Genomic DNA, 15878 nt, shown 5'->3' with positions numbered 1-15878 from the left:
ACCCGGCGCACCCACCACTCCCCCCGAGCATCGTGGCGGTGCTCGCCGAGCCCCCGCGTGCCTTCTCGCCCACCGCCATCTGGTGGTGGAGCGGAGAACGGCTCGACCACGCGCGGCTGCGGGCGCAGCTGGAGCGGTTCGCGGAGGGCGGGGTGCACAACCTCGTGCTCCTGAACCTGGCACCGTCGGGCCCCCTGTTCGGCTCCGACGCCGACGACCCGCCTTTCATGTCCGACGCGTGGTGGACCCTGCTCGACAGTGTGTGCGACGACGCCCGCGAACTCGGCGTCAGCCTGTGGTTCTACGATCAGCTCGGCTTCTCCGGTGCCGACCTCCAGGCGCGCCTCGTCGACGAACAGCCCGCCCACGCGGGACGTCGGCTCGACCGCCTGCGTGCCGTCGTCGACTCCACAGCGATACGGACCGGAGAGCTGCGGTGTCCCCCAGCCGGCCGGCCGCTAGCGGGCCGCGCCGAACCGGTCGACTCCGGCGGCCGGACAGTGGGCCCGGCGGTCCCGGTCGCGGTGGCCGACGGAGTCGTACGGGCGCCGAGCCCTGGACGCTGGCGCCTGACGCTCCATCACCATATTCCGTACGGCTTCGACTACCTCGGTACTCAGGCGTGTGCAGCACTGCTGGACCGGGTGCACGGGGAGTTCGAGCGCCGGCTCGGCGACCGGCTCGGGACCGTCGTCGTCGGCTCCTTCCAGGACGAGCTGCCTTCCCTGCCCACCTGGTCCACCGGTTTCGCCGACGCCTTCGTGCGCCTTCGCGGGTACGACATCACTGCACAGCTCGACGCCCTGTACGACGACAGCACGGATCCGGACGCCCACCGGGTCCGGCGCGACTTTCAGGTGACCCGTGCCGAGCTGGCCGAGGAGGCGTTCTTCCGGCCGCTGGCCGCCTGGCACGACCGCCACGGCCTGCTCATCGGCTGCGACCAGCAGGACCCGGCCCGTGCCGGACACCCCGTCGCGGGCGTGGAGTTGTACGCCGACTACGCCCGCACCCACCGCTGGTTCTCGGCCCCCGGCTCCGACCACCACGGGGACGCCCGCATCCATTCCTCGCTCGCCCACCTCTACGGCCGCCCTCGCACCTGGATCGAGGCCTTCCACTCCACCGGCTGGGGCGGCACGCCGGAGGAGACCTTCGACTGGCTGCTGCCGTGGCTCCGCGCGGGCGCGACCCTCTACAACCCGCATGCCGTCTACTACACGACCAAGGGCGGCTGGTGGGAGTGGGCGCCACCCGCAACCGACTGGCGTCAGCCGTACTGGCGCCATCACCGCGTCTTCGCCGACGCCGTGACCCGGCTGTGCGCGATCCTGAGCCTCGGTCACCACCTGTGCGACATCGCGATCCTGCTGCCCACCACCACCGCCCAGGCCGGTACCGCTTTGGACGGGGTCACGGCCGCTGCGGCGCGGGCCCAGTCGACGTATCTCCAACTCACCGGTGACATGGCCTGGTTCCGTACCCGGCCGGGCATCATGGACCGTCTCGGTCTCGACGCCGACGTCATCGACGACGCGTCCCTGGCACGCGCCCGGATCGCTCCGTCCGACGGCGGTGTACGGCTGAGGGTCGCGGACGAGGCGTACGCCACGGTCATGCTGCCCTCGTGCACCGTCCTGGAACGGGACACAGCACGCCGGCTCATCGAATTCGCCTCCTCCGGCGGGAAGTTGATCGCGATCGGCGCCCTTCCCGAACATGTCGTCGGTCCCGGATCGGCGACCGTGCTTGCCGAGCTGCGCGCGTGCTTCGCGGACGGCCGGGCCACTGCCGTCCCCATGACCGACGATCCGGGCGACTCGCTCGCCGCGGCGCTCGCCGGGGCGCACCCGGTGGTCCGGGCCCCGGTCCCCGCACTCGCGCGCCGTGTGGACGGCGCCACGGTGGTGTTCCTGACCGCCGCCGCCCCACGGGCAACCCGAGCGGCCGTGGCGGCCCCCGACGAGCGGGGCGCCGCACTGGGCTGGCTGGATGCCCGATACGACTTCGATCCGGACCGCTATGCGCGCGGCGCACGGGTGCGGGTGCGGGACGTGGCGGGCCCGGCGGTCCTGCTGGATCCGTTCGGCGGCGCTCCCCGGACGCTGCCGGTGCGGCCCGCCGATGACGACGTCCGGGCCGTGGAGGTCGATGTCCCCTTCGATACGGGCCCCGCAGCGGTGCTGGTCTTTCCGGCGGGGACCCAAGAGACGGCCATGCCCATAGCAGCCGACGCACCCGGCACACCCGTACCGGACGTCACCACCATCGAGATGCCTCCGGACGCGGACTGGGACATGACGCTCGTGCCGACCCTCGACAACACCTGGGGCGACTTCGCCCGCCCCTCGACCGGGCCGCCCGCCGGCCCCGCCGTCACCGAATGCCGGACCTTCCGCCACCGCGTGGAAGAGGCCGGGGAGGATGGCGTACACGACGGATGGGCCGTTGCGGACCGCGCCGATGAGCCGGTCGCGGCCACGGTCCACGCGACGTTCGGCCCGCACGCGGTCGTGCTCGGCGACGGCTCCGGCCACGACGTCCCCTCGGCCATCGAGTGGTCCGACACCCTGGGCGTGTACAAGGACCCGATCCACCGTGCCGTTCTTGGACCCAAGGGGCATGTGCCGGAGGAGTTCGTACACATCGGCCCGACCGCCGCCGAAGAGCTGGTGCGGCTGCGCATGGAACTGCTCCTCGACGAAGCCTTCGACGGACACCTCGCGATCGGAGCCGCGGCGGCGAAGCGGGCCCGGCTCGACGGGGCCCCCGTCTCCCTGGACGACGGGGGCCACCTGGCGATGGGCCCGGTGGCAGTGGCAGCTGGCCGCCGTCTGCTCGAACTGGATCTGACCGCTGATCAGGATTGTGACCTGCGGGCGCATGTGGCGCTCGTACGCGATCCGGAGCGCTACCGGCGTCCGGAATGGATTCATGCCTCCGAGACGATGGGCACGACGCTGCATCTCTCGGACCTCCCCGTCCGGGCCGTCGTCCAGGTGGCCGCGCGCGTGCCCTGCGTGCTGCGCGTCAACGGACAAGTGGTGGGCAGGCAAGGCGGATTCGACCCGTACGCCGAACACGCGGTCCCGCGCGTGCGACGGCATGACGTGGCGGCGGCCCTGCGCATCGGTGACAACGACATCACGGTGGAGACGTCCGGGGACGGCGATCGCGCGGTCCTGGTGGATGCGGTTTTCGACGACGGGAACGGCAACCGTGTCGCGACCCTGCACAGCGACGCCCGCTGGTGGGCCGAGAGCGCGGACGGACGTGTGCCCGTCGCGGTACGTCGCGCGCCGATGGGTGACCCGGCCGCGCTGTATCTGCGCCGCCGCCCTCATCCGCTGCCGGGCGCCGCCTGGCTGGATCCGACCGCGGACGACGGCACGGTGATGCCGGTCCGGTTCGCGGTCCCGGGGCGCCGGGGAGCGGTGGAGTGGCTGTGGTGCGATCTGCCGCCGGGTGCCACCCGGTTGACCGCGCCGGTGCGCGGCGAGACGACTGTCTTCGTGGACGGCTCCGAGTGCACTGGGCCCGTCACCGCCGTCGACTCGCGGGACGTGCTGACCGTGACCGTCGGCCTTTCGGCCGGTGGCCCCTCCGGGCCCCGGACCGCGGCCCTGCGCGTCCGGACGCGTCCCGGGTACGAGGGTGGCGCCGCGCTGGCCGGGCCCGTGCGCTGTGAAGTGGGGCCCGGGCGGATTCGCGTCGGCGGCTGGGAGACGCACGGCCTCGCCGAGTACAGCGGCGGTGTGCGGTACCGCCGCGTGGTGACCGTGCCCGCCGAGATCGCCCCGGGGCAGGTGTCGCTCGACCTCGGACGGGTCCGCGGGACCGCGGAGGTGCGGGTCGGTGGCGTCGCTGCGGGGGTGCGCGTGTGCTCCCCGTACGTCTTCGATCTGACAGGCCTGGTCGGGCCCGGCGCCAATACCCTCGACATCACCGTGTTCGGGACGCTGGCACCGCGCCTGGACGCGACGAGCCCGACCCACTTCGTCTTCCCGGGCCAGCGTGTCAGCGGTCTGCTGGGTCCCGTACGGCTGCGGGTCGGTGGTTCCGACGGGGGTCAGGGGCAGCTTTGACACCGTCCTGACCTCCCCGTGTCGATGTCGTCGCGACCACCCCGCTTTCGTCGCCCCGGCCACCCCGTCAAGGACGCGTGAAGAGATCACCGTTTCGCGCCAAGAACGCGCCATTGGCTGCCGTCACCGACCGGAAGCGGGAACACCCTGAGCGGACCCGATCAAAGGACCGCGAAGCACATGTCTCTTCTCACCTCAGACCCCGGTACGGCACCAAGTGCCGAGGAACCCCCCGATACCGGGGCCCGCCACAAGCTCACCACCCTCACCGGCCTCGCCGCGCTCTCTCTCGACGCGATGGCCTCGGTGGCGTACGGGCCCGAGGCGATCGTTCTGGTCCTGGCAGCGGCCGGCGGCCACGGGCTCGGCTTCACGCTCCCCGTCACGCTGGCGATCGCCGTCCTCCTGGCCGTCCTCGTGGCCTCGTACCGCCAGGTCATCGCCGCCTTCCCGGACGGTGGCGGAAGCTACGCGGTCGCCAAAACGCATCTGGGCCGCCGCACCAGCCTGGTCGCCGCCGCGTCCCTGGTTCTGGACTACGTCCTGAACGTGGCCGTCGCGGTGACCGCGGGCGTGGCAGCGCTGACCTCCGCTTTCCCGGAGCTGTACGGCGATCGCTTGTGGCTGTGCCTCGCTGTTCTGATCCTGATCACCGCCGTGAATCTGCGCGGGATCGTGGACTCGGCGCGCGCGTTCATCGTGCCGACCGCGGTGTTCGTCGGAGCGATCTTCGTCCTCATCCTGGTCGGACTGTTCCGCGACGCCCCGGTGAGCACGGAAGCGGCCGCCGACCATGCCTCCGTACTCGGCACCAACGCCACCACAGTCGGTGCGTTGCTTCTCCTCAAAGCCTTCGCCTCAGGCTGCTCGGCGCTCACCGGTGTCGAGGCCATCGCCAACGCCATTCCGTCCTTCCGTGCCCCAGCCGTCCGCCGCGCCCAGCGCGCGGAGGTCGCACTCGGCGCACTGCTGGGTGTGATGCTGATCGGTCTGTCCGTGCTGATCTCCCGGTTCGGGCTGCAGCCGGTCGAGGGCGTCACCGTACTGGCGCAGCTCGCCGACGCGTCCTTCGGGCACAATCTCGCCTTCTATGTCGTCCAGTTCGCCACCATGGTGCTGCTGGCGCTGTCCGCGAACACGTCGTTCGGCGGTCTGCCGGTGCTGCTCAAGCTGCTGGCTCGCGACAACTACCTGCCGCATGTCTTCGGGCTCAAGGCCGACCGGCAGGTCCACCGCCACGGTGTCCTCACGCTCGCGGCCGTCTCCGCCGCGCTCCTGGTCTTCTCCGGGGGCGACACCAACACCCTCGTCCCGCTCTTCGCGATCGGCGTCTTCGTCGGCTTCACCGTCGCCCAGAGCGGGATGGTCATCCACTGGCGCGGTGCGCGCGGGCCCAAGTGGGTCGGCAAGGCGTTGCTGAACGGTCTGGGCGCGTTCCTGACGGGGGTCAGCGCGGTCGTGGTCACCGCCACCAAGTTCCACGACGGTGCCTGGCTGATCGTGGTCGCCCTGCCGTTGCTGGTCGCGGGCTTCGAGTGTGTCCATCGTGCCTACGCCAGGATCGGCGAGCGGCTGGGCGTCGGCCGCATCCCGGAGCCTCCGCACCGCGACCGCTCGCTGGTCGTGGTTCCGGTCTCCTCCCTCACCCGGCTCACCAGCGAGGCTCTCACCGCCGCTGCATCCCTCGGCGACGAGGTCCGCGCGGTGACGGTCTGCCACCCCGATGCCGAGGACCGCATCCGGACCGAAGCGCTGGAGCGGGACTGGGCACTGTGGAATCCGGGCGTCCCTCTGGTGCGTGTGACCTCGCAGCGCCGTTCGGTCGGCCGCCCGGTCGCCACGTATGTACGCGAGGTGGCGGCCACTGATCCGGGCGTACGGATCACCGTGCTCATCCCCGAGGTCGAACCGGCCCACATGTGGCAGCGACTGCTGCAGAACCAGCGAGGCGCGGTCGTCGCGCACGCCGTCCGCCACGAGACGGACGCGGTGATCTGCCGACTGCGGTTCCGGCTGTTGGATCCGCCCCTGTGGATCCAACCGGCTGCACAACCGTCAAGGACGACGTGACGCGGCGGTTGTTGCGGTCACGTACTGAGCAGGCGGTTGAAGAACGAGCGGTAGCGCTGAAGTGCTATCCGCAGGTCCTCGGTGAGGACCTCTTCGTGTTCTCCGAAGGAGCGGCCATGGCCCGCCTCGCATTGGCCTCCGCCTCGCGTTCGAAACGGTCGGACGGGTCCGAGACCCTGAGGCCGTCACCGTTGTCCGTGCCCGCAACTCGTCCCTTGCGCTGTTGGATGACATGGGTGAGTTCATGGGCCAAGGTATGCGGGTCGGCCCCGCCCGCACCGATCACGACATGATGGCCCGAGGTGTAGGCACGGGCACCCACTTCCGCCGCGGAGGTACGGGCCGCGCTGTCGTCGTGCACGCGGACGTCGGAGAAGTCGGAGCCGAGACGGGCCTCCATCTCGGTACGGACCGGTTCGTCCAGCGGCCGCCCCGGCGAGCGGAGCACCGCGTGCACCGTGGCGCGCTGGACGGGCTGCGGGTTCTCCGGCCCGAATGCGCTGCGCTCGCCCTCTTCCTCGACCATGCGCGCCACGGCGGCGTTGCCGATGGTGCGCTGCAGGCTCATCGCCCGCGCAGGCGTCAGACGGCCGGGACCGGGCCGGAACACCGACTCCGCACGTCCGGCCGCTCGCGCCGATGGTCCCGGGCGCACCGCCTTTGCCGACCGTTCGTATGCGTGCACAGCTGCTGGCCCCTTCCACCGCGACCGGGGGCGACGACGTCGGATCGGACACCGCTCACCCTGTGGGCTTCACCCGTACGAGCCTATCGGCGCACTCGACAGGAAGAAGGGCCTCGCAGGGCAGGGGCCTTGTTCCGGAGGGCAGCGTCCCCCGGCCTACGGGACGCACACCCTCATCCCCGGCGCACACCGTCGGCCGGGAGAGGTACGACCGAGATTTTCCGGAGGCGCTAACCTCCGTCACGTCCCCGCGCACGGTCCAGCCAAGGGCCGAACTCGCTTTCCCGGACCAGTCGGCCGAGTTTGCGGTACTCCTGGAAAACGGCCGAGACGAGCTGCTCCATACCGAGCGGTCTCCCGGATTCCGCCGCCAGATAGGCGGCGGTCACCGCGCAGGCCCGGATCGACCCTCCCGCCAACTCGAAGCGTCCCGCGCAGAATTCCAGGTCGAGTTCCGCGTCACGTGGGATCGCCGTCCCGAGACAGCGGTCCCACAGGGCCAGTCGCTGCTGGGCGTCCGGCATGGGGAACTCCGCGATCACGTCGAGGCGACGGGTGAAGGCCTCGTCGAGATTGGCCCGCAGATTGGTGGTGAGTACCGCGATCCCGTCGAAGGACTCCATCCGTTGCAGCAGATAGGCCGACTCCACGTTGGCGTGGCGATCGTGCGCGTCCTTGACCTGTGAGCGCTTCCCGAAGATGGCGTCCGCCTCGTCGAACAGCAGGATGCCGTTGACATCGGACGCCTCAACGAAGATCCTTTCGAGATTCTTCTCGGTCTCACCGATGTACTTGTCCACCACGGTCGACAGATCGACGACGTAGAGCTCCATGCCGAGCTCCGACGCCACCACCTCGGCGGACATGGTCTTGCCGGTGCCGGACTCACCGGCGAACAACGCGATGACCCCCCGCCCCCGGCCGCCGCCCGGCCGCATCCGCCACTGCCCGAGCACCTGCTCGCGATGGCGTGCGCGCAGCGCGAGTTCGGACAGCTGGCGGCGGGTCACGGAAGGCAGTACGAGGTCGTCCCAGCCGACCGCAGGCTCGATGCGGCGGGCGAGCCGTTCGAGCCCCGCGCCGTTCTGTCCCCGGACCGCTGTGCGCAGGTCCTGCGCGTCCACCGGACGCTCCGCCAGGACGGCCAGCCGGGAGGCGACGGCGGCGGCCTTGCGTACCTGCTCGGAGTCGAGCCGGTAGGACGCGGTCGCCTCGATGAGTCCCTCGTCGGCCGGCACGTTCTCGGTGGGCAACCCGACAGCCGTGCCGGCCTCGGCGAGCGCCCGACGCCACTGCCGCGCCACACCCGCGGGGCCTGGGGGCAGGACGCGGACCGGAACCGGGCTCTCCCTCGTCCACAGGGGGTCCCAGTTCTTCTTCCCGTACGCGATCAGGGGGGTACCGCTGACCGCCGCGCAGAGGCCCCCGAGCAGCCCGGCTCTCTCGGGCCGCTCGGGGGCGAGCGCTTCGAGCGGCCCGAGGACGACCCCGCCACTGCTCAGCCGGGCCTCGGCCGCCAGGGTCCGTACGAGCTCCGCCGGTTCGGGAGCAGCGGCGAGTGCAGCGATGTCGACCACCAGCGCACGACACCCTGCGGCGAGGAGCGCCTCGACCGCCAGTCTGCCGGGGTCGCCTCCCCGGTCGAGCAGGTGTACCAAGCCGCTGCCCGTGCCCAACGCCGCCGCGACCCGCAGGACTTCCGGTCCCGTGTCCGGCTCCTCCTCGGGCCCGACCACCCGGACGAGGCCGCGCAGCCTCCCATCGGTCTCGTCGTCGCCGAGCAGATGTGCGGTGATCCGGTCCGGCACTCGCAGCACCCGCGAGAGCAGTGGGCGGTCGGCTTCCCGGACCTCCAGCAGCCCGCCCGCGACCAGCGGGGCGGACGGCGAGAACCGGAAGCGGCCGGAGCTCGCGGCGGACAGCCCGCAGAGTTCAAGTGCCAGGCCGATGGTCGGCCTTCGCTGGGTGAGGTCGTCGTTGAGGTAGCCGTAGAGCCGCTCGAACCGGATGTCGATGTCCGGGGCCATCGCGACCAGCAGGAGGTCGACGTCCAGCGGTATCAGGCCGAAGTTCTCGGCGAGCTGCCGGATCCGGCTCCCGGGCGGGGAGTGCGGCGAAGGCTCGGAGCCGTACGCCGGTACGGGCGCGAACGCGTCGCGGGACGCCACGATCCGCTCGGCTGCCTCGGGGGTGAGGTACTGCCCCCGGTACGGATCGTCCGGTTCCGGGTCGACGGCCCGCCGGGCCGCCACGGCGTGCCTGACCCGCTGCTCGACGTGGATCAACCGCTCCCAGAGGTCCTCGATGGCCGCCGTCGGCGTGCCCGGCAGCTCGCGGACGGCTTGGGTGCCCTGTGTCGTGGTCATCGAGCCGCGCCCCCGCGCCTGCGCCGACCGGGCGGCAGCTGCCGTTCACGTGCCGCGGCGAAGCCCTGCCCCTCGGGGTCGGACGCCCCCTCGTAGCGCAGCCGGCGCCCCGGTGCCGCCGCGTCGCCGTCCCGTGCGGGCGCGGCCTTCACCACCAGCCCTTCGGTGACCGGCGGGCCGGCGGAAGTCCGTTCACCGGCCAGCGGTGCCCACACACGCAGGTCGATCGCGGCCTTCAGCTCACCGCCGAGCGCGGACCACACGTCCGAGGCGGACGGCCCGTCGGTGCCCGGACCCGCCGCCTCGATCTCCACGGTCAGCCCGAGCTCTGCGAGGCTGCCCGTGTGCATACGGGCGGGCAGGACGTCCGATCGTACGAGGCAGCGCAACACCTCGGAGAGCAGGCGGTGTTCGTCCTGCGGGCGGTTGGTCCAGGCGGTCACCAGATAGGTCAGCTCGAACCAGCGCGGCGGGGTCCGCCAGCCGATGACCATTCCTTGGTCGTCGTGCTCCTCGGCCGTGCCGGTACGGCGGCGGGTCGCATCCTCACGGATGCCGTGGAGGAAGACGCTGATCGTGGGGGCGTTGCGCCGGGCGGACCAGTCCTTCGTCGGCGCGTCGAAGACCAGGTCGACACCGCTCTCCTGGAGGCCGGCGTCGACCAGCAACAGCCGCAGCCCCTCGTCCACTTCGTGGATCATCGGCGCCCCACCTCGTCCGGCGGGACGATGGTGCCGCTGACCACCAGGAAGGGTGTGGTGACCGGGCTGAACCCCGGTCCCTCGGCGGTGATCGTGCGCTGCCCGGTCTGATCCTTCGCCAGGATCAGCAGCTGCGCGATGAACGTACGGTCCCCTCGCGGGACCGCGGGCGGTGCGGTTGCCGTGATCCCGGGCTTCCAGGTGAGCGTCACCGGTGCTCCGGGCGGAAAGTCCTTGCCTCGTACGGAGGTGACGAACCCGGGTTTGCCGACGGCGGGCACCGCGACGATACGGGGTTGGAGGATGCGCAGCGGGATCCTGGAGACGTTGTCGCCGGTGTCGGCGTCGGTACCGGTCGTGGTCAGCGTTCCGGTGATGGTCGTCCTCAGCGCCCGGTCCGGCTTGAGCACGACGCGGACGACCGTTGAGGCTCCCGGTGCCAGGTCGGGCAGCGTGCACACCCCGGCTGCGCAGCCCGCCGGAGGCGGACCCGCCGGGATCCGCTCGGGCAGTCCGAGCCTCAGCCGCAGGCCGGTGGCGAGCGCGTTCTTGCCGTTGCGCACGGTGTACGTCACCACGACCCGGCCTCCGACGAAACCGGGGCTGGGCTGGGCCCGCACCGTGACGCCGGGCCCCGCCTCGGGTTCGGGCGGCTGGGGCGCCGGAGGCCGGGGCGGCGAGGTCGTAGGAGACGGGGTGGGCGTCGGTGTCTCAGGCACGTCCTGGACCGGGATGGTCGTCCCGGTGGCGTTGTCCGTGGGGTTCGGGTCGACCACGGCTCCGGTGACCGACCAGCCGATCCGCTGGTCTCCCGTCGTCACGCCGGTGAGCCGAGCGGTGACCTCCACACTGGTCCCGGGCCGGAGCACGCCCAGGTCGCACTGGGGCGACCCGGCGGCGCAGGGCCCGGCCGGGGTGGTGAGCTCCTCCAGGCGCACGCCGGGCGGGGCGTCGACGGTGAGCATGGTGCCGGGCGAGGGTGCGGGACCCCGATTGGTGACGGTGACCGTCACCGATACGGAGGAACCGACCTCCACCGCGGGTCCGGTGGGCGGTGCGGTCAGGGACAGGTCGACCGACTGCTGGAAGGCGGGCTCCTTCTGCCGCCCGGTGAGTCTGTCGCCGAACGGCGTCAGCGTGCCGGAAGAGAGGTCGAGCACGGACAGCTGCTCAGGGGAGTTCGGCGCGAGCGCTCTGCGTGAACTCAGCACCAGCCGTCCCGCGTCCGGCGACCAGGCCACGTCGCGGGGCTGGAAGGGCCCGGTCCGCGAGGTGTCGGGGATGTCCTGATGGCATGCGTCGGGGTTGTTCCGCTGGACGGACGGAAGCACGACCCGGCACTCGCCGCCGGTCAGGGAGGTCACGACGATTCCGGCGCGCTCGTTGACCTGGCCGCCGCCGTCCTTCCGGTTGAAAGCGAGCGAGCTGCCGTCGGGGGAGAAGGCGGGGCTGTCGTCGATCTTCTTGCATTCACCGGGGCAGATGGTGACGCTGAGGTCCCGCTGCTGGTCGAGCGCCGCCACCGGGACGGTCCAGACGTGCTTGATGCCGCCCAGGCCCCGGATCACGTGGTTGCGGGTGAACGCGAGGGTGGTTCCGTCCGACGACCAGGTCGGCTGCGCGTCACCTCCTGCCAACTGACCTTCCGGCGGAACTATCCTGCCTTCGATCGCCCCTGTTACGGCATCCGCGATGAGAATGCTGCTCGGCCCCGGCTGCCCGTCGACCCTGCCGGGAGAGGTCCTGGTGAACGCCAGCTTGGTGCCGTCGGGCGAGAACGTGGGGTCGGTGTCCCAGTCACGGGGACCGCGCCCGGCGAGCGGCATCGCTGCCTCGTGGGTCCCGTCGGCGTCGGCCAGCCAGATCCGCTCGACGCGCTCCTTCTCCGGACCCTCGAAGCGGGTCAGGACGATGCGCCTGCCGTCCGGTGTGTAGTTCTGCCGCTCGGTCCAAGGGTCGTAGGCGTCCGCCGGATTGAACAGCGGGTCCTTGGCGGGGTCGGTGTTCGTATTGGCCGCCGGGTCCTCCTTCAGGATGGAGCGCCCGAGGTCCCGCGGGTCCGAACCGTCCTGCCTGACGTCCTGGAGCGTCACGTCGTTCGCCTCGCGGGAGGTCCGCCGTGCCACCACGACGGTCCCGGAGTCCGCGGGCCCGAGCCAGGTGGGCGATTCGACCGCACGGTCCTCGCCGAGCGCCAGGCTCGGCTCGGTCCCGTCGAAGGCGGTCGTCCGGTAGACGTGGTCGTAGTCCTTGCACCCGCAGGTCGTGTCGGGGCTGAGGAAGATCAGGCCGTTTCCGTCCGGCAGCCAGGCGGCCGAGCGGGTGCGCCAGCCGGCCTGGACACCGGCCAGCAGGGGACGGTCGGTTCCGACACCCTCGGTCACCCGGAGCCGGGGTCCCGTCGTCTCGTCCGTGGTGAGGGTGTACGCGACAAGAGCGCGGTGGGAGTCGCCGTCCACCGGGTTCCACTCCGGCTCGGTCGCGTCGCCGGGCGGACCGTCACTGATCACCCTCGCCGCGCCGCCGGCCACGGCCCGTTCGTATATCAGCCCGCTCCGCCCGGGACCGGAGTCACAGGAGTACGCGATCCGCGAGCCGTCCGGGGAGAACGTCGGGGAGGTCTCGTTGTTGGAGGTGTCCGTCAGCCGCCGCAGGCCGGAGCCGTCGATCCCGACGCTCCACAGGTCACGCTGGACCACATCACCCGGCCCCCGCTCCGCGGAGTCGAACACCACGGTCCGTCCGTCCGGGGAGAGTTCGGGGTGTGCGGCGTCCCGGCCGATGGTGAGCTTGCGCACCGCTCCGCCCGCATCGCGCACGTACACCTGCGGTCGCACGCTGTCGCGCAGGCTGGTGAAGACCAGCACCTCACCGCGTGCGGAGGGGTCCTGGTCGTAGTGGGCCGGTCCGGGACCGAACAGCGGGGCACTGGTGGCCTGATCGGAGACCCGGCCGAGGCTGCGGTGTTCGGTGCCGGCGTAGGCGATGCGCCCGGCATCCGCCGGCCCTTCGTCCGCCGCCGCGGCGAGTCTCGGCGCACTCCGAGGGGCGGACGCGGATCCCACCACCAGCAGGGGCGCCAACAGCACCACGGCGCTTGTCAGTCGGCCCAGCCGGGTATGTCTCGCCGGGCCAGCAGTGCCGGTCACGGCCCACCTCACAGTCTGGTTGACGACTCTCCACCACAAGCATCGCGCTCGCGCGGGGCCGAAGACAGGCCCCGGAGTACCCGAAGCGGGGGAAGGAGCGGCTGCCCTTTGCGGCGGCCCCTCCCCGGCGTCTCTTCCCGGAGCGCCCGCACGCTCCCGCGCGGCGACGTCCCTATGTCGTCCGCACGGGAGCCCGTGGCGGGACTCAGATGAGTCCGTGCCTCATTGCGTAGCCGACGGCATGGGCCCGGTTTCGCAGTTCGAGCCGTGTCGCCACCTCGTGCAGAACATTCTTGACGGTGCGTTCGGAGTACGAGGTCTTCTGCGCGATCTCCGCGGTGCCGAAGCCCTCCGACACCAGCCTGATCATCTCCGCCTCCCGCGTCGTGAGGGTGGAGAGCGAGAGTCCCCGGGGGTCGAGAACGGTGCGCTGGAGGCCGCTGACATGGTCGAGGAGCTTTCCGAGCAGGTCGCCCGGCAGCACGCCTTCACCCTTCGCCATCGCCGTCACCATGTGGACGAGACTGTTCTGGTCGGCCTCCCCGCGCCTCAGCACGGCGGCCACGCCGCACTCGATCATGGTCTGCAGCGCGCCCGATTCGAAGAAACCGACGACGAGCCCGGTGCGGGTCGCGGTGTTGCGCTGCAGACGGTGCAGGAGCTGGACGGTGGGCTCGTCCACCATGTCCACTACCACTAAGGAGACTTGGGCCCGGTCGGCCTCGGCCTCCGCCATCAGTTCTATCTCGGGCCGCAGGCGCAACTGGTGAACCACGCCGGTCTGCAGGATCAGGTCCTCCGCGTACACCGCCACGGAGATCCTGCCTCCGGGGGCGTTCTTTGCGCTGCCCTCGGCGGAGCGCCCCGATGTAGCGGGCCTGCGGTACTGGCCGCGTTCCGCTGCTCTGTTCTTCATGTCCGTCGTCGTCATCGTTCCGTGCCTGTCTTCCTCGGATACTTCCGTCAGATATGCCTGTTGCCGTTCTCGACCGCACCGGCCCCCGGCAGGGGGATCGGGCCCGGGGAGGGGTCGCGAGGGCACGGTGCCGTTGTGCCGTCGGGGCACCACCCCTGCCCGCTTGTTGCCCTCGCGTCTCTGCTGCGGAACCGCACGGGCGGCTTAACGTCGCATCGTGACCACATCTGCCGAACTCGAAATGCCCACGGTGACGGTGTCGCCCGGCGCTGAAGCGACGACGACCCTGACCGTGCGCAACGACGGCGACATCGTCGAGGCCTACACGCTCGAAGTGGTCGGCGATTGCGCCGCGTGGAGCACCGTCGAACCGGCGCGCGTGTCCCTCTATCCGGGCACCTCCGAGGTGGTGACCGTCCGGCTCGCGCCGCCCCGGTCCCACGAGGTCCGGGCCGGAGAGATACCTCTGGGTGTCCGCGTTCTGCCCGCGGAGCACCCCGAGTCGGTGGTGGTCCCCGAGGCCACGGTGGTCGTCGAGCCCTTTCACGAGCTCCGGGCGGAGCTGGACCCGCGCCGACGCCGCGGCTGGCTGGGCTCCCGGTTCAGGACCGCGGTGCAGAACAAGGGAAACACCGCGGTCGATGTCGCCCTCACCGGTAAGCAGGCCGGGGAGGAACTCCGCCTGGCCTTCACTCCGGGCCAACGGCGCCTGGAACCGGGCGAGTCCGCCGAGGTACGCCTGCGGGTACGGGCCCGGAAACTCATCTGGTTCGGCGAGCCGGTCGCCTGGCCGTTCGAGGTCGAGGCCGCCGAAAGCGCCGAACGGGACACCGACGGCGAGCAGCCAGGCCGGCCCGAGACGCTGACGGGTGAGTTCGCGCAACTGCCGGTGCTGCCCAAGTGGCTGCTGATCGTCCTGGCCGCGCTGCTCGCGCTGCTGCTCGCGTGGTTCGCGCTGGTCAGGCCCGCGGTGCGGAGCACCGCGAAGCAGGCGGCGAACGAAGCCGCACAGGAGAAGACGCCCCGCCACGAGCAACAGGGTGCGACAACGGCGGGCGGCACGGGCGATCAGGGGAAGAACCAGGGGCAGGGGGACGGTACGGGCAAGCCGAACGCGTCCGGAGGCTCCGGATCGGGCGGTTCCAGCTCGGGAACGGGCGGGGGATCGGGGGGTACCCAGCAGAGCTCGGCGACGATCGATGTGCAGACCGGGTCCGGGGCCAAGAAGAAGGGGACGTACCAGGTTCCGAAGGGGAAGGTATTCGGTATCACGGACATCGTGGTGGCGAACTTCCAGGGCGACGAGGGAGTACTGACCTTCTCCTTCGGGGAACGGAAGATCACCACCATCGCTCTGGAGACCTTCCGCAACCAGGACTACCACTGGGTCACCCCCATCGAGATTCAGGAGAACGACACGGTCACCGCGTCCGTGACCTGTGCCAAACCTGGCACGCCGGCGACCGGAACTCAGGCTTCCGAATGTCACCAGGTGCTCAATGTCAGCGGTGTGCTGAGCGATCTCGCACCGTAGAAACAAAGCGCCTGGCCTCCCGCTTCCCCCACAGGGGATGAGAACAGCAGAAATCCCGGCCGAGTGAAACCCGGCTTGCCGATCTCTGGCAGTTTCCTTCTCCTGCACACATTAGAGGTCTAGACCTGCCGGGTTCTGCGTGGCACCGGCAGCGGGCGAGGACTTTCCGGTCGCGGACCCTTCGGGGAACGCGGAAAGGGCCGGGCGGGGCAGTCAAGGACCGGATCCGGTCACCGGTGCCCGACCGGATGGTCAGGGTCTGTCCGCCCACGGTGAATTCTGGCCGATTTCCGTCGATCAGACATCAATTCCCCGGCCGCCGCGGACGTCGGCGAGCAACTCCGGGAATGCCGGACGCGGGACCGCACGCGC

The 15878-nt window shown here is 71.1% G+C and carries 7 protein-coding genes and 1 pseudogene; 3 read left to right on the top strand and 5 right to left on the bottom strand.

The genetic code is table 11. The annotated features are described in order from the left end of the window. The first annotated feature begins 38 nt into the window (after positions 1-38). Both OG609_RS35725 and OG609_RS35720 read left to right on the top strand, forming a co-directional pair. Positions 39-4085 (top strand): hypothetical protein, encoded by a 4047-nt coding sequence (locus tag OG609_RS35725; protein WP_327276612.1) that lies wholly within the window; start codon positions 39-41, stop codon positions 4083-4085. Between the two features lie 180 nt (positions 4086-4265). Beyond that, positions 4266-6155, top strand: a complete 1890-nt coding sequence (locus tag OG609_RS35720) for an APC family permease (protein ID WP_327276611.1) — start codon at positions 4266-4268, stop codon at positions 6153-6155. Positions 6156-6261: 106 nt separating this feature from the next. On the opposite strand, the pseudogene OG609_RS35715 reads toward OG609_RS35720, so the two are convergent. From OG609_RS35715 to OG609_RS35695, 5 genes and pseudogenes are all read right to left on the bottom strand, one after another. Then, a pseudogene (locus OG609_RS35715) lies at positions 6262-6840 on the bottom strand (eCIS core domain-containing protein); the annotation flags it as partial. A 230-nt stretch (positions 6841-7070) separates the two neighbouring features. Next, positions 7071-9206, bottom strand: coding sequence for an ATP-binding protein (locus tag OG609_RS35710; RefSeq protein WP_327276610.1), 2136 nt, complete (start codon positions 9204-9206; stop codon positions 7071-7073). Further along, positions 9203-9907 (bottom strand): DUF4255 domain-containing protein, encoded by a 705-nt coding sequence (locus OG609_RS35705; protein WP_327276609.1) that lies wholly within the window; start codon positions 9905-9907, stop codon positions 9203-9205. The genes OG609_RS35710 and OG609_RS35705 overlap by 4 nt, the downstream gene beginning before the upstream one ends. Beyond that, positions 9904-13056 (bottom strand): hypothetical protein, encoded by a 3153-nt coding sequence (locus OG609_RS35700; RefSeq protein WP_327276608.1) that lies wholly within the window; start codon positions 13054-13056, stop codon positions 9904-9906. Before OG609_RS35700 ends, OG609_RS35705 begins: the two co-directional genes overlap by 4 nt. A gap of 205 nt (positions 13057-13261) precedes the next feature. Then, positions 13262-13972, bottom strand: a complete 711-nt coding sequence (locus tag OG609_RS35695; protein ID WP_382901864.1) for a helix-turn-helix transcriptional regulator — start codon at positions 13970-13972, stop codon at positions 13262-13264. Between the two features lie 241 nt (positions 13973-14213). Between OG609_RS35695 and OG609_RS35690 the strand changes: the two genes are divergently transcribed. Beyond that, complete coding sequence (locus OG609_RS35690) at positions 14214-15506, top strand: COG1470 family protein (RefSeq protein ID WP_327278293.1); 1293 nt, start codon at positions 14214-14216, stop codon at positions 15504-15506. The last annotated feature ends 372 nt before the right edge of the window (positions 15507-15878 follow it).

Origin of the sequence: Streptomyces sp. NBC_01224 (genome assembly GCF_036002945.1) — a bacterium.
Taxonomy (GTDB): Bacteria; Actinomycetota; Actinomycetes; order Streptomycetales; family Streptomycetaceae; genus Streptomyces.
This window is presented reverse-complemented; position numbering and strand designations above follow the sequence as displayed.